This is a genomic window from Escherichia sp. E14S1, from assembly GCF_004211995.1.
In the GTDB taxonomy this organism is placed as follows: Bacteria; Pseudomonadota; Gammaproteobacteria; order Enterobacterales; family Enterobacteriaceae; genus Escherichia.
Map to the genome: position 1 here is coordinate 132,597 of NZ_RHJQ01000005.1, position 17,120 is coordinate 149,716.

Genomic DNA, 17,120 nt, shown 5'->3' on the forward strand with positions numbered 1-17,120 from the left:
GCACACAGCAACAGGAACGAAACATGAAGATAGCGACGATAAAAACTGGGCTTGCTTCACTGGCGATGCTGCCGGGACTGGTAATGGCTGCACCTGCGGTAGCCGATAAAGCCGACAATGCGTTTATGATGATTTGTACTGCGCTGGTACTGTTTATGACTGTTCCGGGGATTGCCCTGTTTTACGGCGGGTTGATTCGCGGCAAAAACGTGCTGTCGATGCTAACGCAGGTGACCGTGACGTTTGCACTGGTCTGTATTCTCTGGGTGGTTTACGGTTACTCGCTGGCGTTTGGTGAGGGCAACAACTTCTTCGGCAACATTAACTGGTTGATGCTGAAAAATATTGAACTGACCGCAGTCATGGGCAGCATTTATCAGTACATCCACGTGGCGTTTCAAGGATCGTTTGCCTGCATTACCGTAGGCTTGATAGTCGGGGCGCTGGCGGAACGGATCCGCTTTTCAGCTGTGCTGATTTTCGTGGTGGTGTGGCTGACGCTCTCCTACATTCCAATTGCACATATGGTGTGGGGCGGCGGCTTGCTGGCTTCTCATGGTGCGCTGGATTTCGCGGGTGGCACGGTGGTGCACATTAACGCCGCAATCGCCGGTCTGGTGGGCGCGTATCTGATAGGTAAACGCGTGGGCTTTGGCAAAGAGGCGTTTAAACCGCACAACCTGCCGATGGTCTTCACCGGGACTGCCATTCTCTATATCGGTTGGTTTGGATTTAACGCCGGGTCAGCGGGTACGGCGAATGAAATCGCGGCACTGGCATTTGTGAATACTGTGGTGGCAACGGCGGCGGCAATTCTTGGCTGGATCTTCGGTGAATGGGCGCTGCGTGGTAAGCCTTCACTGCTGGGGGCGTGTTCTGGCGCGATTGCCGGTCTGGTCGGCGTGACGCCAGCCTGTGGCTACATTGGGGTTGGCGGTGCGTTGATTATCGGCGTGGTAGCTGGTCTGGCGGGCTTGTGGGGCGTTACCATGCTAAAACGCCTGTTGCGAGTCGATGATCCTTGCGATGTCTTCGGTGTGCACGGCGTTTGTGGCATTGTCGGCTGTATCATGACCGGGATTTTTGCCGCCAGCTCGCTGGGCGGCGTGGGCTTCGCTGAAGGTGTGACGATGGGGCATCAGTTGCTGGTACAGCTGGAAAGCGTCGCCATTACGATCGTCTGGTCTGGTGTGGTGGCATTTATCGGCTACAAACTGGCGGATCTGACGGTTGGCCTGCGTGTGCCGGAAGAACAGGAGCGAGAAGGGCTGGACGTCAACAGCCACGGCGAAAATGCCTATAACGCGTAACAAGCAATCAAATGCAATTTAGCCTGATGCGCTGCGCTTATCAGGCCTACATTAAAAATCACAATTTGTTGAATTTACAATAATTGGTGGGCCGGATAAGGCGTTTACCCCGCATCCGGCATCAACAAAAGCATGTTACCAACTATCTGGCAGCCGGACGGTTTTCACCTCCGGCTGTTTTTTTAATTGTGATTACGCATTACCCCTTCCTGAACGGTCGAGGCAACCAGTACGCCGTCCTGGGTATAAAACTCACCGCGCACAAATCCTCGGGCGCTGGACGCTGACGTGCTCTCCACGCTATACAGCAGCCATTCGTTTAACTTAAATGGTCGATGGAACCACATCGAATGGTCAATGGTGGCTATCTGAATCCCCGGTTCGAGAAAACCGATGCCGTGCGGCTGTAGAGCTACCGGCAGGAAGTTAAGATCAGAAGCGTACCCCAGCAGATACTGATGAACGCGCAGATCATCCAGCACGCTACCATTTGCGCGGATCCACACCTGACGATGCGGCGCGGCGACGTGACCTTTCAGTGGGTTATGAAATTCCACCGGACGCACTTCCAGCGGACGATCGCAGATGAATTTATCTTTCAGCACTGGCGGCAGCAGGTGCGCCAGCGACTGGGCGATCTGAGTTTCCGAAGGCAAACCATCAGGCGCTGGGGCCGGAGGCATCTCTTTTTGGTGTTCGAATCCAACTTCTGGCGCCTGGAAAGACGCTGTCATATAAAAAATGGGTTTGCCGTTCTGAATCGCTGCCACACGGCGAGCACTGAAACTGTTGCCGTCACGCAGTGTTTCGACATCATAAATAATCGGCTTCTTGCTATCACCAGGGCGAAGAAAGTAGCTGTGGAATGAATGCACCAGACGCTCTTCGGGTACTGTCTCCTTTGCGGCATACAGGGCCTGACCCACGACCTGGCCGCCAAACACCTGGCGTAAACCTAAATCTTCACTCTGGCCGCGAAAGAGTCCTTCCTCAATTTTTTCCAGATTCAACAATGTCAGTAAATTTTTTAAGGCCTGACTCATATTAACTCTCCAGTAACAAAGCTGCCGCAGCAAGCCAAAGTGAGTTGAGTATAACGCAATTTTGTCACTGGTCCGATGGGTGCAATGGTCTGAATTACGGGCTAAATGCAGGCGTAAATACGTGATTTGTGCCACACTTATTGACGTTACGATTTTGTTAACCACTATTCCGGCGAGGAAAGTTAGCCCGCTGGTGCATTGATAATAAGGAGAAGTGAATGAAACTCATGCACATGGCCAGTGGTTTAGCGGTTGCGATTGCGTTGGCGGCTTGCGCTGATAAAAGCGCGGATATCCAGACGCCAGCACCTGCTGCAAATACCTCTATTGCGGCGACACAACAACCTGCTATACAGCAACCTAATGTCTCCGGTACGGTCTGGATCCGTCAGAAAGTCGCACTGCCTCCTGATGCTGTGCTGACCGTGACACTTTCTGACGCGTCTTTAGCCGATGCGCCGTCTAAAGTACTGGCGCAAAAAGCGGTGCGTACCGAAGGTAAACAGTCGCCATTCAGCTTTGTTCTGCCATTTAACCCGGCAGATGTTCAGCCGAACGCGCGTATTCTGTTAAGTGCGGCGATTACCGTAAATGACAAATTGGTGTTTATTACCGATACCGTTCAGCCGGTGATCAACCAGGGCGGAACTAAAGCCGACCTGACATTGGTGCCGGTTCAGCAAACCGCCGTGCCGGTTCAGGCCAGTGGTGGCGCAACAGCTACCGTACCTTCGACTTCACCAACCCAGGTGAATCCGTCTTCGGCAGTTCCAGCTCCTACGCAATATTAAGCGAAGTTAACCCTCTCCGCCCGGAGAGGGTTAGTAGTTCCAGCGATAACGCTGTAAGTCGATTTGTCCGTTTCCCGATACCATCACGCCTTCTGCCAGTAATGCCTGCCGCTGACGCTGTAAATCTGGTCCAGTTAATGAGATTGTGCCGTGGCGGTTAACCACCCGATGCCAGGGCAAAGTGCTACCTTCGGGCAGGCGCTTTAACACACCGCCCACCTGGCGTGCGGCACGGGGCGATCCTGCCAGTTTCGCGACATCGCCGTAAGTAGTGACATACCCTTCGGGAATAGCGGCTACGATTTGCCACACGCGTTGGGGAAATGAATCTTCTTTTTCCATCTTTTCTTCCTGAGGTAATTTTTCAGCATAATCTGGAAAAACGTCCGAGTGAAGTCGCATTGCGCAAGAAACCAGCATCCGGCACGCAATGGGTTGCAATTAGCAGGGGCAGCAGTGATAATGCGCCTGCGCGTTGGTTCTCAACGCTCTCAATGGGGGCTCTGTTGGTTCTCCCGCAACGCTACTTTGTTTACCAGGTCAGGTCCGGAAGGAAGCAGCCAAGGCAGATGACGCGTGTGCCGGGATGTAGCTGGCAGGGCCCCCACCCATTTCTGCCTCCCACCGTTTCGTCAAAAAATCTCAATGTGGCTAAACTTTAACCACGACTGATGCCGCAAGAATTTTCTGGCTGCACGGTACGCTTCGGAGGTATGTCTGATGAAGTATGTTGATGGTTTTGTGGTTGCTGTTCCTGCCGACAAAAAGGATGCCTATCGTGAAATGGCCGCAAAGGCCGCGCCGCTGTTTAAAGAGTTTGGCGCCCTGCGCATTGTTGAATGCTGGGCCAGCGATGTACCGAATGGCAAAGTGACCGATTTTCGTATGGCGGTCAAAGCGGAAGAGAATGAGGAAGTGGTTTTTAGCTGGATTGAATACCCTTCAAAAGAGGTCCGCGACGCTGCCAATCAGAAGATGATGTCGGACCCACGGATGAAAGAGTTCGGCGAGTCCATGCCGTTTGATGGTAAACGAATGATCTACGGTGGGTTCGAGTCAATCATTGACGAGTAGCGTGACGGGCTGTGCGGCGTGCCGCCAGCCCCAAAATTCACAGATGGCGTTCTGCCCAGCGTATAAACTCCTCTTTCGGTAATGCTTTGCTGTACAACCATCCCTGGCCGTAATGCACGCCATGCTGGCGTAGCCACTCTTCCTGTTTGCTGGTTTCGATCCCTTCCGCCACCATTTTAAGTTTCAGTGTTTTTGCCATTTCGATGATATGCGGTGTGACATTTTTATATTCCAGCGCATCAACAAAAGATTTATCGATCTTCAGAATATCGACATCCAGATCCTGCAAATAACTTAAGCTCGAATAACCGGTACCAAAATCATCAAGATAAATTTCATGACCAACCTGTCGATATCGGGAGATTACCGGGGCGCTGATTTTTGGATCAGCAAACTCGCGTTCAGTGAGTTCAAGAGCGATCTGTTTGGGATTGACCTGGTAGTGATTGATCATTTCACGCAGCAATTGCGGGATTTTTTCCGAGGTGAGCACAGTGGATTCAAGATTGATCGAAATATGTTGCTGTGGATGCTGACGCAGCCAGTCGCCCATATCTTCAAAGACCGTTTTGATAATAAGCAGAGTCAGAGATTCTGACAGGCCCGTTTGTTGCGCCAGCGGGATAAAACTATCCGGTGACAACCAGCTACCGTCTGTCTGCGGCCAGCGCGCCAGCGCTTCGGCTCCGACAATCTTTCCATTCGATAAGGAGATAATAGGCTGATAGTGCACGCAAATATCGCGGTTCTCGATAGCATCCTGCAGGCGATGATGCGGTGACTGGATACGGCGTAAAATCCGCAGGACGAACATTGCCGCCAGTAGGCCAATTAACAATCCGACAGGCAACCAGATAAAGACCTGCCGATGCCAACCTTTTTGTAACGTTTTTGTCGAAGCCCAGGTGATTATGGAAATATTCATCTCGGGGAGAGGCAGGATATCGTAAATGATTCCATTCTTTTCGATGTGTTCACCCGGTGTTTTTTGCAGCTGGGTAATAATTCCCTGGGCTAATTCGTCACTGCTGGTAATGATAATGTTATGCACATTGCCAATAATCGCGGCATCAATTTGCCACGAGCTATAAGGAATCACATCTATAAATGAGGCGGGGTCAATCATCACTATGTAATGTGCAGTTCCCATTGCAACCATGTAGCGGGTAATACCTAAATCGTTGTGCGAGGTTAACCATACCCGATAACCATCGTTCGATATTTTACCTGGCTCGGGGAAGGTATCTGGCGGACTTTCATGTTCCAGAGAAGAGCACTGAGGCACGTTGTTATCGACATAGACCACTTCCTGAATATAACAATAACTATAAGATACCCGGCGCATTTCCATTAGATGAGCCTTGCTACAGGCTGCGCCTTGCCATTTTTCCAGTTTTTGTAGGGCATCTTTCCCTTGCGACGCCACTTTGTTGGCGCGAATAGCGACGCGGGATGAGTAAGTATGTAGCTCCTCAACAAATGACGTTTCTACCTGTTGATGAGCCAGCCAGATGCTTAAGCCCACTGGTAGAAGTACGGAAAGGATCAGTACTCCTGAAATTAGGCTGACCAGATGTCGTGTTCTCACCAGCATGTCCTTATTTACGCAGTGTAGGGAAAGTATATCCGATAGCGAATAAGGGCATGCAAAAGATAAGTGATGCGGGGGAGTTTCGTTAAATGAGTTGTGGCAACGATTGTTGTCAATTCACCAGGCGCGGATGTTTACGCCTGGTGAGAGCGATACAACTTATGGTGTCGCTTCGGTGCGGGCGAGAGTGAAAATATCGTAAAAGGACAACTCACCTTTACGAGCGATCATTTTCTGCAACTGTTCTTTGTGGATGTTCGCGACACGCGGCGAGTTCAGAATAGCGTCGACCAATGCAGTTGGAACAAAGCGTGTATTGTACCATTCGCCGTTGTAGCAAACCCGGAAATCAAGAACGTCGATATCTTCGTAATGGTAACGCGGATAAACGTCAAAAAAGAAGAAACCGTTAAGCAGGATGAACAATACCACCAGGAGCCAGACTGAACCAACCAGCGTTTCAGACTGTAACATCACCGCCAGAGTGGCAAAAAAAGCGACATACATACCGATAAACAGCCCCGGATGTTTACGGATAAAACTGATACTAAAGCGAGGTTTATTATCGCGTTTTTCGTGTGCATTTAGTGCATCAATTGTTTCGGTCAGCAGGCGTTGTATTTCAGTCATCTTTTGCCTTTGTGGTATCTGCAACTTTTCAGGGAACACCCTATTTTAACGTGGGAATCATATGATGAAAGTAACAGATTAACCACAATTTTGCATAACAGTTGCAACCATGGTTACAGTTTTTTAATGACAGTGGCCGGGTTACCGCCCACGACAACGTTAGCCGGAACATCTTTTGTGACGACGGCGCCAGAGGCCACCACGACGTTATCGCCAATGGTTACACCAGGGTTGATGACAGCACGTCCGCCAATCCAGACGTTATTACCGATAGTCACAGGTTTCCCCAGTTCAGCGCCACTATTACGGGCTACTGGGTCAACAGGGTGCGTTGCGGTATAAATGTGAACACCTGGTGCCAACATGCAATTATCACCGATACGAATTGGGCAGACATCGAGCATCACGCAATCGAAGTTGGCGTAAAATCCTTTGCCCAAAAAAATGTTATAGCCATAGTCGCAGCGAAAAGAGGGTTCAATATAAGCATCTGCTACCTGACCGAATAAATCGGTGAGAATTTTCTGGCGTAATGTTTGTTCTTCCGGTGCGGAGTGATTGTATTGGTGAATAAGCTGACGAGCGCGCAGGCGATCGCGAGATAACTCCTCATCTGCCGAGCGATACAACTCACCAGCAATCATTTTTTCTTTTTCTGTGCTCATTACTGACCTCCCGTTGCTGAAAATGCGGCAACACGGTAATGCGAATAGTCAGTTAAGAGAACGTTCCCGTTTTCCGAATGTGATGAAAGTCACATGCAGTATGCTTTCATTGCGAATAATATAATAATGTTAATAAACAGTCGGTTACATTTTCGAATGTCTGCTATTTAATTACCGAATAAATTTCCATACAGAGGAGGGGATCTTGTCGTACAGTTTATTCATGGTCAATTCTGCGAGGCGGTGATCTGCGGCTGAGTAAAATACCGCCAGTTCATTATCTGATAATTCGTATTTATTTTTCTCGATAACACGCTCAAGCGTGTCAATTGTCTGGCAACGACGCAGACGCATCAAATAATCGGTTTTCGTTAAAGGTTTATCGGACATACTTCTACCCATGGTTGTAATAATTCTAACAAGATAAACTCGCAGGATTCTCTTTAGTGGCATTCACAAAACAACGGAACAGTCGGTTACCTGACTTCCGCCATTTCTGGAGATCCTGCATATTAATACCATAACTACTGAACAACATAAAGGTGTCGTCCAGATATTCATCTATCTGCTCAATGAGCTTATTGTCTTCATTATACTTAATTTTGTAATTAAGTGCGAAGGTTGCTATATGTTCAATGAGTTCATTAAGCTGCAGATTGATGGCCGAGGTAGGGTCGTTAACCCAACCATGGTTACTTTCTTCAAGGTTTGCAAGACAGTCATGATACAAGGTTTCGCAGAGAAATTTAAGCTGCGCGACATCATGTCTTTTTGGTGAGTATTCATCCATAACGCGTCCCCCTTCTTAGCGGTTGAACTAACGGACACCTTTTGGGATGGAAAACTTACAGACCTGGCCTGCCCTCTCACTTGTTAGATTAACTATAAGCTACTCTTTGGCGGTTTTCATCGTATTATTACGAAAAATTACAATTAGGAGGAGGGGAGGGAAAAGACTCTCTTCCTCATTCCAGCGCTGACGACGTAATGGCTAAAGCACTTTGTCTGATGCTATTCATAACATAATGTAATCAGGATGTTTGAGAGTGATAAAATGGTCTGACGATTTGTCACACTAATACCCAGGATTACTCTGATTATGATGTAATTGACATGAACAAATAAAGAATTGCCGCAAATAATTAAGAATAGCCTCTAGATGCCTGGGGGTTATTAAATCCATCGGTACGACTTAATATAAATTAACTAACAATAAGTATTTTTTATGAATTTTATGCGGCGTTAAAACTAACTTACGTTTGAAATCATTAACTATAAACATTTCAACATTAAGATTACGCGTATAAAAAAGGCCGCTTGCGCGGCCTTAGTGATTACGACGTTAATCAATGATGATCGACTGTATGGTTATGTTCGATATCTTCATTTTTGCGGCTAAAGCGGCGGCGAACCACCACGAAGAACACCGGAACGAAGAAGATAGCCAGTACAGTTGCGGTCACCATCCCGCCCATTACACCAGTACCTACTGCGTTCTGCGCGCCGGAACCAGCACCGGTGCTGATAACCAGCGGCATAACACCGAGGATAAATGCCAGTGAAGTCATCAGGATTGGACGTAAACGCATCCGCACCGCATCCAGAGTTGCTTCAATCAGACCTTTACCTTCTTTATCCATCAAGTCTTTGGCGAATTCGACGATAAGTATCGCGTTCTTCGCCGACAACCCAATGGTTGTGAGCAGGCCCACCTGGAAGTAGACGTCGTTGGTCAGGCCGCGGAAGGTGGCTGCCAGCAACGCACCGATAACCCCCAGCGGCACGACCAGCATAACGGAGAACGGAATCGACCAGCTCTCGTACAATGCCGCCAGACACAGGAACACGACAATCAACGAAATCGCATACAGCGACGGCGCCTGGTTGCCGGAGAGACGTTCCTGATAGGACATCCCCGTCCAGTCGTAGCCAACACCGGTAGGCAGTTTGCTCGCCAGTTGTTCCATCAGCGCCATTGCTTCACCGGTACTCTTACCTGGTGCCGCCTGGCCTAAGATCTCCATGGATGGCAGGCCGTTGTAACGTTCCAGACGCGGCGAACCGTACTCCCAACGCGAAGATGAGAATGCCGAGAACGGCACCATCTGGCCATCAGCAGCACGCACATACCAGTTACCGATATCTTCCGGCAGCATGCGGTATTTTGCTTCTGACATGACGTAAACTTTTTTCACACGACCGCGGTCGATAAAGTCGTTCACGTAGCTGCCGCCCCATGCAGCGCCCAGGGTAGTGTTAATATCGTTAATAGAAACACCCAGTGCCTGAGCTTTCTCCTGGTCGATATCAATCTTGAACTGCGGAGTATCTTCCAGACCGTTTGGACGCACGCTGGTCAACAGATCAGGATGTTTCGCCGCTTCGCCCAGCAGCTGGTTACGCGCTTGAGTCAGTTTTTCGTGACCGAGGCCCGCCTGGTCAATCAGCTCAAAGTCGAAGCCCGTTGCCGTACCCAGTTCCACAATCGCAGGCAGGTTAAAGGCGAAGACCATCGCATCTTTAATCTGCGAGAAAGCGCGCGTTGCACGCGTGGTAATCGCTTCAACTTTGTTTTCATCACCCGGACGGTCAGCCCAGTCCTTCAACGAAACGAACGCAATACCGGTGTTCTGACCACGTCCCGCAAAGCCGAAGCCGTTAACGGCGAATACCGACTCAACGTTGTTCTTCTCTTTGGTCAGATAGTAATCCGTCACCTCATTGAGCACTTTCTGCGTACGTTCCTGCGTCGCACCCGCTGGCAGTTGGACCATGGTCATAAATACACCCTGGTCTTCATCTGGCAAGAAGGAACTTGGCAGACGTACAAACAGATAAGCCATGCCGACCACAATGATCAGATACAGCACCAGATAACGCCCCGTGCTGCGCAGAATACCGCCTACGCTGTCGGTGTAGTGGTGCGTGCTCTTCTCGAACATGCGGTTAAACCAGCCGAAGAAGCCTTTTTTGCCTTCGCCGTGATCGCCTTTAGCGATAGGTTTCAGCATAGTGGCACAAAGTGCCGGAGTCAGGATCAACGCCACCAGCACTGACAGTGCCATTGCCGAAACAATGGTAATGGAGAACTGACGATAGATTGCACCAGTAGAGCCGCCGAAGAAGGCCATCGGGATAAATACCGCCGACAGCACCATCGCGATACCCACCAGTGCGCCCTGAATCTGTCCCATCGACTTACGTGTGGCTTCTTTCGGCGGTAAACCTTCTTCCGCCATTACACGCTCAACGTTTTCTACCACAACGATGGCGTCATCAACCAACAGGCCGATGGCGAGCACCATCCCGAACATCGTTAGCGTGTTTATCGAGAAGCCAAAGGCGGCAAGGACGGCAAAGGTCCCCAGCAATACCACCGGTACGGCAATGGTCGGAATCAACGTCGCGCGGAAGTTCTGCAGGAACAGATACATAACCAGGAACACAAGGATGATCGCTTCGACCAGGGTTTTAACCACTTCGTGAATAGAGATTTTCACGAACGGCGTCGTGTCGTACGGATAAACGATTTTCAGACCTGACGGGAAGAATGGCTCCATCTTCGCCAGTTCAGCTCGGATTGCCGCAGCAGTTTCCAGCGCGTTCGCACCGGTTGCCAGCTTGATACCCAGACCAGAAGCCGGTTGTCCGTTAAATTCCGCGATGATGTCGTAGTTCTCACCACCCAGCTCAATCTTCGCCACATCACGCAGCAGCACGCGGGAACCATCCTGATTCACTTTCAGCAGAATTTTGCCGAACTCTTCAGTAGAGGTCAGACGCGTCTGAGCAATAATAGAGGCGTTAAGCTGCTGGCCTTTCACCGGCGGTGTACCGCCGAGCTGACCGGCTGCGACCTGGGCGTTCTGTGCTTTGATAGCGGTAATGACATCAACCGGCGTTAGCTGGTATTTGTTCAACTCATTCGGGTTCATCCAGATACGCATCGCGTACTGTGAACCGAACAGCTGAACGTCACCAACGCCCGACGTACGGCTAATGGCATCTTTCATATTTGCCGCTACGTAGTCGGAGATATCTTCCTGCGTCATGGTGCCGTCAGTGTTGATAACACCGACAACCATCAGGAAGCTGCTGGAAGATTTCTCAACGCTCACCCCTTGCTGCTGTACTTCTTGCGGCAGCAACGGCATCGCCAGTTGCAGTTTGTTCTGCACCTGAACCTGCGCGATATCCGCATCAGTACCAGACTCAAAGGTCAGGGTGATCTGCACAGTACCCGTGGAGTCACTGTTAGAGGACATATACATCAGGTTATCGATACCGTTCATATTCTGTTCGATAACCTGTGTCACCGTGTCCTGCACTGTTTTCGCATCAGCGCCGGGGTAGGAAGCGGAGATCGTGACCGCCGGTGGTGCAATCGTAGGATATTGCGCCACCGGCAGTTTGAGGATCGCCAGCCCCCCTGCCAACATGATAATGATGGCGATCACCCACGCAAAAATCGGGCGATCGATAAAGAAATTAGGCATGTCTTAACGGCTCCTGTTTAAGTTAAGACTTGGACTGTTCAGGCTGAGCACCGCTTGCGGCTTGCTGGTTATTATCAGCGGTAACTTCTTGTGCTTTTACCTGGACACCAGGACGCACTTTCTGCAGCCCACTTATTACTACGCGGTCGCCTGCTTTCAGACCTTCTGTCACCAGCCACTTATCGCCAATAGCCTGGCTTGCGACGATTGGGCGGGTTTCCACTTTGTCATCCGCGCCAACCACCAGAACGGTAGCCTCACCGCGTGGTGTACGAGTTACACCCTGTTGCGGAACTAAAATGGCGTTAGGATTAAGCCCTTCTTCCAGACGAGCGCGCACGAACATACCCGGCAGCAGAGTGTGATCCGGGTTCGGGAAGATAGCGCGTAAAGTGATAGAACCGGTGGTCTGATCGACAGTCACGTCAGAGAACTCCAGCGTACCGTCCTGCGGGAACTTAATGCCGTCGCTGGTGATCAGCGAGACTTTGGCCTTGCCGTTCTCTTGCTTCAGCGTACCGTTTGCCAGTTCCTGTTTCAGACGCAGGAAGTCGTTGCTGGACTGGGTAACATCCACATAGATAGGATCAAGTTGCTGCACGGTTGCCAGCGCAGTCGCCTGACCGTTTTGCACCAGGGCACCTTCCGTCACGTTTGATTTACCAATACGGCCAGTAATCGGAGAGGTGACTTTGGTGTAAGCCAGATTGATCCGCGCGGTTTCAACAGCCGCTTTTGCCGCAGTGACAGCCGCATTTGCCTGTTGCGCATCAGCCAGAGCCTGATCGTACTCTTGCTTACTGATGTACTGAGTACCCAGCAGTTTCTGGTAACGATTAACAGTCAGTTGTGCGATATTGGCTGCCGCCTGCGCTTTCGCCAGATCGCCTTTTGCACTGTCGTACGCCGCCTGGTAGGTAGCAGGATCAATCTGATAAAGAGAGACACCTGCTTCGATGTCGCTACCCTCTTTGAAATTACGCTTCAGGATAATCCCGCTAACTTGAGGACGAACTTCTGCGATCCGGAAAGCACTGGTGCGGCCCGGAAGCTCGGTTGTGATCTGCAGAGGTTCAGTTTTGACTGTTACTACCCCAACGGCGGGCATCTGCTGGCCACCTTGTTGGGCCTGTTTGTCGTCACATCCTGTAAGCGCTAAGCTGCCTGAGAGCATCAGAACGATCGCCAGAGGCGTAAACCCTCTGTTTTTGTTCATATGTAAACCTCGAGTGTCCGATTTCAAATTGGTCAATGGTCAAAAGTCGATAAACCCATTGCTGCGTTTATATTATCGTCGTGCTATGGTACATACATTCATAAATGTATGTAAATCTAACGCCTGTAAATTCACTAACATATGGCACGAAAAACCAAACAAGAAGCGCAAGAAACGCGTCAACACATCCTCGATGTGGCGCTACGTCTTTTCTCACAGCAGGGGGTATCATCCACCTCACTGGGAGAGATTGCAAAAGCGGCAGGCGTTACGCGCGGTGCAATCTACTGGCATTTTAAAGACAAGTCGGATTTGTTCAGTGAGATCTGGGAGCTGTCAGAGTCCAATATTGGTGAACTAGAGCTTGAGTATCAGGCAAAATTCCCTGACGATCCACTCTCAGTTTTAAGAGAAATACTAATTCATGTGCTTGAATCGACGGTGACGGAAGAACGGCGTCGATTATTGATGGAGATTATTTTCCACAAATGCGAGTTTGTCGGAGAAATGGCGGTTGTCCAACAGGCACAACGAAATCTCTGTCTGGAAAGTTATGAACGTATAGAGCAAACGTTAAGACATTGTATTGAAAAAAAATTATTACCAACCAATTTAATGACGCGCCGTGCGGCGATAATTATGCGCGGTTATATTTCCGGCCTGATGGAAAACTGGCTGTTTGCACCGCAATCTTTTGATCTCAAAAAAGAAGCCCGCGATTACGTAGCCATCTTGTTGGAAATGTATCTTCTTTGCCCGACTCTTCGTACTCCCGCCGCCAACGAAAAATCCTGAATCAGACTCCAGGATTTATCCTGGACATTTTCGCTGTTGCTATTCTGGCTCTCTACACCGTGATATTCTAGCCACCCGACTCGTTCAGGTCGTTCTTCAGGTTCAGAAACCCTCATTCATCATGACTATGTTCCAGTATTACAAACGATCACGGCATTTTGTTTTTTCAGCATTTATTGCTTTTGTTCTTGTCTTGTTATGCCAGAACACGGCGTTTGCGCGGGCGTCATCGAATGGTGATCTACCGACGAAAGCAGACCTGCAGGCACAACTTGACTCACTGAATAAACAAAAAGATCTTTCTGCCCAGGACAAGCTGGTGCAGCAAGATATTACTGACACGTTAGCCACCCTCGAGAAAATCGATCGCGTAAAAGACGAAACGGTGCAATTACGGCAAAAAGTTGCTGAAGCGCCAGAGAAAATGCGTCAAGCGACTGCAGCGCTAACTGCGCTCAATGATGTGGATAACGACGAAGAAACCCGCAAAATTCTGAGTACGCTATCGTTGCGCCAGTTGGAGTTACGTGTCTCCCAGGCGCTGGACGATTTGCAGAATGCACAAAATGATCTGGCTTCTTATAACAGCCAGTTAGTTTCGTTACAGACGCAGCCTGAACGCGTGCAAAATGCGATGTATACCGCCTCGCAGCAATTGCAACAAATTCGCAGCCGCCTGGATGGAACAGAGGTCGGCGAAGCCGCCTTACGTCCCAGCCAGAAAGTGTTAATGCAGGCACAGCAGGCTTTGCTGAATGCCGAGATTGACCAACAGCGTAAAAGCCTGGAAGGGAACACTGTCTTACAGGACACCCTGCAAAAGCAGCGTGATTACGTGACGGCGAACAGTACGCGACTTGAACATCAGCTACAACTGTTGCAGGAGGCGGTGAACAGCAAGCGCCTGACATTAACCGAAAAAACGGCGCAGGAAGCCGTTACCCCGGATGAAGCTGCGCGTATTCAGGCTAATCCGCTGGTGAAGCAGGAGCTGGAAATAAACCAGCAATTAAGCCAGCGCCTGATTACCGCTACCGAAAACGGTAATGTCCTGATGCAGCAAAACATCAAAGTCAAAAACTGGCTGGAGCGGGCGCTGCAATCGGAACGTAACATCAAAGAGCAGATTTCTGTCCTGAAGGGCAGTCTGCTGCTTTCACGCATTCTTTATCAGCAACAACAAACGCTGCCCTCGGCGGATGAACTGGAAAATATGACCAACCGCATCGCGGACTTGCGTCTCGAACAGTTTGAAGTCAACCAGCAACGTGACGCGCTGTTCCAGAGCGATGCGTTCGTCAGCAAGCTGGAAGAAGGTCACGCCAACGAAGTCAACAGCGAAGTTCACGATGCGTTATTGCAAGTGGTTGATATGCGTCGCGAACTGTTGGATCAGCTTAACAAACAGTTGGGTAACCAGCTGATGATGGCCATTAACCTGCAAATCAACCAGCAGCAGTTAATGAGCGTATCGAAAAACCTGAAATCCATCCTGACTCAGCAAATTTTTTGGGTGAACAGTAACCGTCCGATGGACTGGGACTGGATCAAAGCGTTCCCGCAAACCCTGAAAGATGAGTTTAAATCGATGAAAATTACGGTGAACTGGGAAAAAGCCTGGCCCGCCGTATTTATCGCTTTCCTTGCCGGTTTGCCGCTGCTGTTGATTGCCGGGCTGATTCACTGGCGTTTAGGCTGGCTGAAAGCATATCAACAAAAACTGGCTTCGGCGGTAGGTTCCCTGCGTAACGATAGCCAGCTCAATACGCCAAAAGCGATTCTTATTGATCTGATCCGCGCACTGCCGGTGTGCCTGATTATTCTCGCTGTCGGCCTGATTCTACTGACGATGCAACTCAACATCAGCGAGTTATTGTGGTCGTTCAGCAAAAAACTGGCGATTTTCTGGCTGGTGTTTGGCCTGTGCTGGAAAGTGCTGGAGAAAAACGGTGTTGCCGTGCGTCACTTTGGTATGCCGGAACAGCAGACCAGCCACTGGCGTCGGCAAATTGTCCGCATCAGCCTCGCGTTGCTGCCGATCCATTTCTGGTCTGTGGTGGCAGAACTTTCCCCGCTGCATCTGATGGATGATGTGCTGGGGCAGGCGATGATTTTCTTCAACCTGCTGCTGATTGCCTTCCTGGTGTGGCCGATGTGCCGCGAAAGCTGGCGTGATAAAGAGTCGCACACCATGCGACTGGTCACCATTACCGTGCTGTCGATTATCCCGATTGCGCTGATGGTGCTGACCGCTACAGGCTACTTCTACACCACGCTGCGCCTCTCCGGGCGTTGGATTGAAACCGTTTATCTGGTGATCATCTGGAACCTGCTCTACCAGACGGTGTTGCGCGGATTAAGCGTAGCGGCGCGACGTATCGCCTGGCGTCGTGCTCTGGCGCGTCGGCAGAATCTGGTGAAAGAGGGCGCAGAAGGTGCTGAACCGCCGGAAGAACCCACCATCGCGCTGGAGCAGGTTAACCAGCAGACGCTGCGTATTACCATGTTGCTGATGTTTGCGCTGTTCGGTGTCATGTTCTGGGCAATTTGGTCCGATTTGATCACCGTGTTCAGCTATCTCGACAGCATCACGCTCTGGCATTACAACGGCACTGAAGCTGGCGCTGCGGTGGTGAAAAACGTCACCATGGGCAGTCTGTTGTTTGCGATTATCGTCTCAATGGTGGCCTGGGCGTTGATTCGCAACCTGCCTGGTTTGCTGGAAGTGCTGGTGCTGTCGCGCCTGAACATGCGCCAGGGGGCATCGTATGCCATCACCACTATCCTTAACTACATCATCATTGCCGTTGGTGCGATGATGGTGTTCGGATCGCTGGGCGTCTCGTGGGATAAACTCCAGTGGCTGGCAGCAGCATTATCCGTAGGTCTTGGTTTTGGCTTACAGGAGATCTTCGGTAACTTTGTCTCCGGTTTGATCATCTTGTTCGAACGTCCGGTGCGCATTGGCGATACGGTAACCATTGGTACCTACTCTGGGACGGTCAGTAAGATCCGTATTCGTGCGACAACGATTACCGATTTCGATCGCAAAGAAGTGATCATCCCGAACAAAGCGTTTGTTACCGAGCGTCTGATCAACTGGTCGTTGACTGATACCACCACGCGTCTGGTGATCCGTCTGGGCGTGGCCTATGGCTCCGATCTGGAAAAAGTCCGCAGAGTCCTGCTCCAGGCAGCGACAGAGCATCCAAGGGTGATGCACGAGCCAATGCCAGAAGTCTTCTTTACTGCATTTGGCGCCAGCACGCTGGATCACGAACTGCGCTTGTATGTTCGTGAACTGCGCGACCGTAGCCGCACCGTCGATGAACTGAACCGTACTATCGATCAGTTATGCCGTGAAAACGACATCAACATTGCCTTTAACCAGCTTGAAGTGCATTTGCATAACGAGAAGGGCGATGAAGTGACGGAAGTGAAACGTGACTACAAAGGTGACGATCCGACGCCTGCGGTAGGATAATAACGAAAGGGGCGGCATTTAGTTG

14 protein-coding genes and 1 other RNA gene are annotated in these 17,120 nt (G+C 50.3%); 6 read left to right on the plus strand and 9 right to left on the minus strand.

The window, feature by feature from the left end:
* Nucleotides 1-23 precede the first annotated feature (23 nt).
* The gene (gene amtB, locus D9734_RS06695; protein WP_130206280.1) at nt 24-1,310 is read left to right on the plus strand and encodes an ammonium transporter AmtB; all 1,287 of its coding nucleotides are present in this window, start codon (nt 24-26) and stop codon (nt 1,308-1,310) included.
* A 182-nt stretch (nt 1,311-1,492) separates the two neighbouring features.
* On the opposite strand, the gene tesB is transcribed toward amtB, so the two are convergent.
* Entirely contained in the window at nt 1,493-2,353 is an 861-nt protein-coding gene (gene tesB, locus D9734_RS06700; protein ID WP_130206282.1) for an acyl-CoA thioesterase II, read from the minus strand.
* Between the two features lie 218 nt (nt 2,354-2,571).
* On the opposite strand from tesB, the gene D9734_RS06705 reads away from it, so the two are divergent.
* The gene (locus D9734_RS06705) at nt 2,572-3,144 is read left to right on the plus strand and encodes a YbaY family lipoprotein (protein ID WP_130206284.1); all 573 of its coding nucleotides are present in this window, start codon (nt 2,572-2,574) and stop codon (nt 3,142-3,144) included.
* 30 nt (nt 3,145-3,174) lie between these two features.
* On the opposite strand, the gene D9734_RS06710 is transcribed toward D9734_RS06705, so the two are convergent.
* Nucleotides 3,175-3,486, minus strand: a complete 312-nt coding sequence (locus D9734_RS06710; protein WP_130215477.1) for an MGMT family protein — start codon at nt 3,484-3,486, stop codon at nt 3,175-3,177.
* A 162-nt stretch (nt 3,487-3,648) separates the two neighbouring features.
* Between D9734_RS06710 and ffs the strand changes: the two genes are divergently transcribed.
* Both ffs and D9734_RS06720 read left to right on the plus strand, forming a co-directional pair.
* Nucleotides 3,649-3,745, plus strand: an RNA gene (gene ffs, locus D9734_RS06715) — signal recognition particle sRNA small type.
* A gap of 119 nt (nt 3,746-3,864) precedes the next feature.
* Nucleotides 3,865-4,218, plus strand: a complete 354-nt coding sequence (locus D9734_RS06720) for a DUF1428 domain-containing protein (protein WP_064529090.1) — start codon at nt 3,865-3,867, stop codon at nt 4,216-4,218.
* A gap of 37 nt (nt 4,219-4,255) precedes the next feature.
* Here the strand turns inward: D9734_RS06720 and D9734_RS06725 are convergent, their stop codons facing one another.
* The 7 genes from D9734_RS06725 to acrA all read right to left on the minus strand — a co-directional run bounded on the left by D9734_RS06725 (nt 4,256) and on the right by acrA (nt 12,816).
* On the minus strand, nt 4,256-5,806 hold the full coding sequence (locus D9734_RS06725; protein ID WP_130206286.1) for an EAL domain-containing protein: 1,551 nt from the start codon (nt 5,804-5,806) through the stop codon (nt 4,256-4,258).
* A 162-nt stretch (nt 5,807-5,968) separates the two neighbouring features.
* Complete coding sequence (locus tag D9734_RS06730; RefSeq protein WP_130206287.1) at nt 5,969-6,439, minus strand: YlaC family protein; 471 nt, start codon at nt 6,437-6,439, stop codon at nt 5,969-5,971.
* A gap of 113 nt (nt 6,440-6,552) precedes the next feature.
* Nucleotides 6,553-7,104 (minus strand): maltose O-acetyltransferase, encoded by a 552-nt coding sequence (gene maa / locus D9734_RS06735; protein ID WP_130206289.1) that lies wholly within the window; start codon nt 7,102-7,104, stop codon nt 6,553-6,555.
* A 171-nt stretch (nt 7,105-7,275) separates the two neighbouring features.
* On the minus strand, nt 7,276-7,494 hold the full coding sequence (locus D9734_RS06740; protein WP_001280991.1) for an HHA domain-containing protein: 219 nt from the start codon (nt 7,492-7,494) through the stop codon (nt 7,276-7,278).
* A 25-nt stretch (nt 7,495-7,519) separates the two neighbouring features.
* Nucleotides 7,520-7,894, minus strand: coding sequence for an Hha toxicity modulator TomB (gene tomB, locus D9734_RS06745; RefSeq protein WP_021532618.1), 375 nt, complete (start codon nt 7,892-7,894; stop codon nt 7,520-7,522).
* Between the two features lie 556 nt (nt 7,895-8,450).
* Nucleotides 8,451-11,600: an efflux RND transporter permease AcrB gene (gene acrB, locus D9734_RS06750; RefSeq protein ID WP_130206291.1), complete on the minus strand. Its 3,150-nt coding sequence runs from the start codon at nt 11,598-11,600 to the stop codon at nt 8,451-8,453.
* A 22-nt stretch (nt 11,601-11,622) separates the two neighbouring features.
* Nucleotides 11,623-12,816 carry a multidrug efflux RND transporter periplasmic adaptor subunit AcrA gene (acrA, locus tag D9734_RS06755; RefSeq protein ID WP_130206293.1) on the minus strand — a complete coding sequence of 398 codons (1,194 nt, stop codon included), beginning with the start codon at nt 12,814-12,816 and terminating at the stop codon, nt 11,623-11,625.
* Between the two features lie 141 nt (nt 12,817-12,957).
* On the opposite strand from acrA, the gene acrR reads away from it, so the two are divergent.
* Both acrR and mscK read left to right on the plus strand, forming a co-directional pair.
* Nucleotides 12,958-13,611 (plus strand): multidrug efflux transporter transcriptional repressor AcrR, encoded by a 654-nt coding sequence (acrR, locus tag D9734_RS06760; RefSeq protein ID WP_130206295.1) that lies wholly within the window; start codon nt 12,958-12,960, stop codon nt 13,609-13,611.
* 121 nt (nt 13,612-13,732) lie between these two features.
* A complete protein-coding gene (mscK, locus tag D9734_RS06765; RefSeq protein ID WP_130206297.1) occupies nt 13,733-17,095 on the plus strand; it encodes a mechanosensitive channel MscK in 3,363 nt (1,120 codons plus the stop codon).
* Nucleotides 17,096-17,120: the final 25 nt, after the last annotated feature.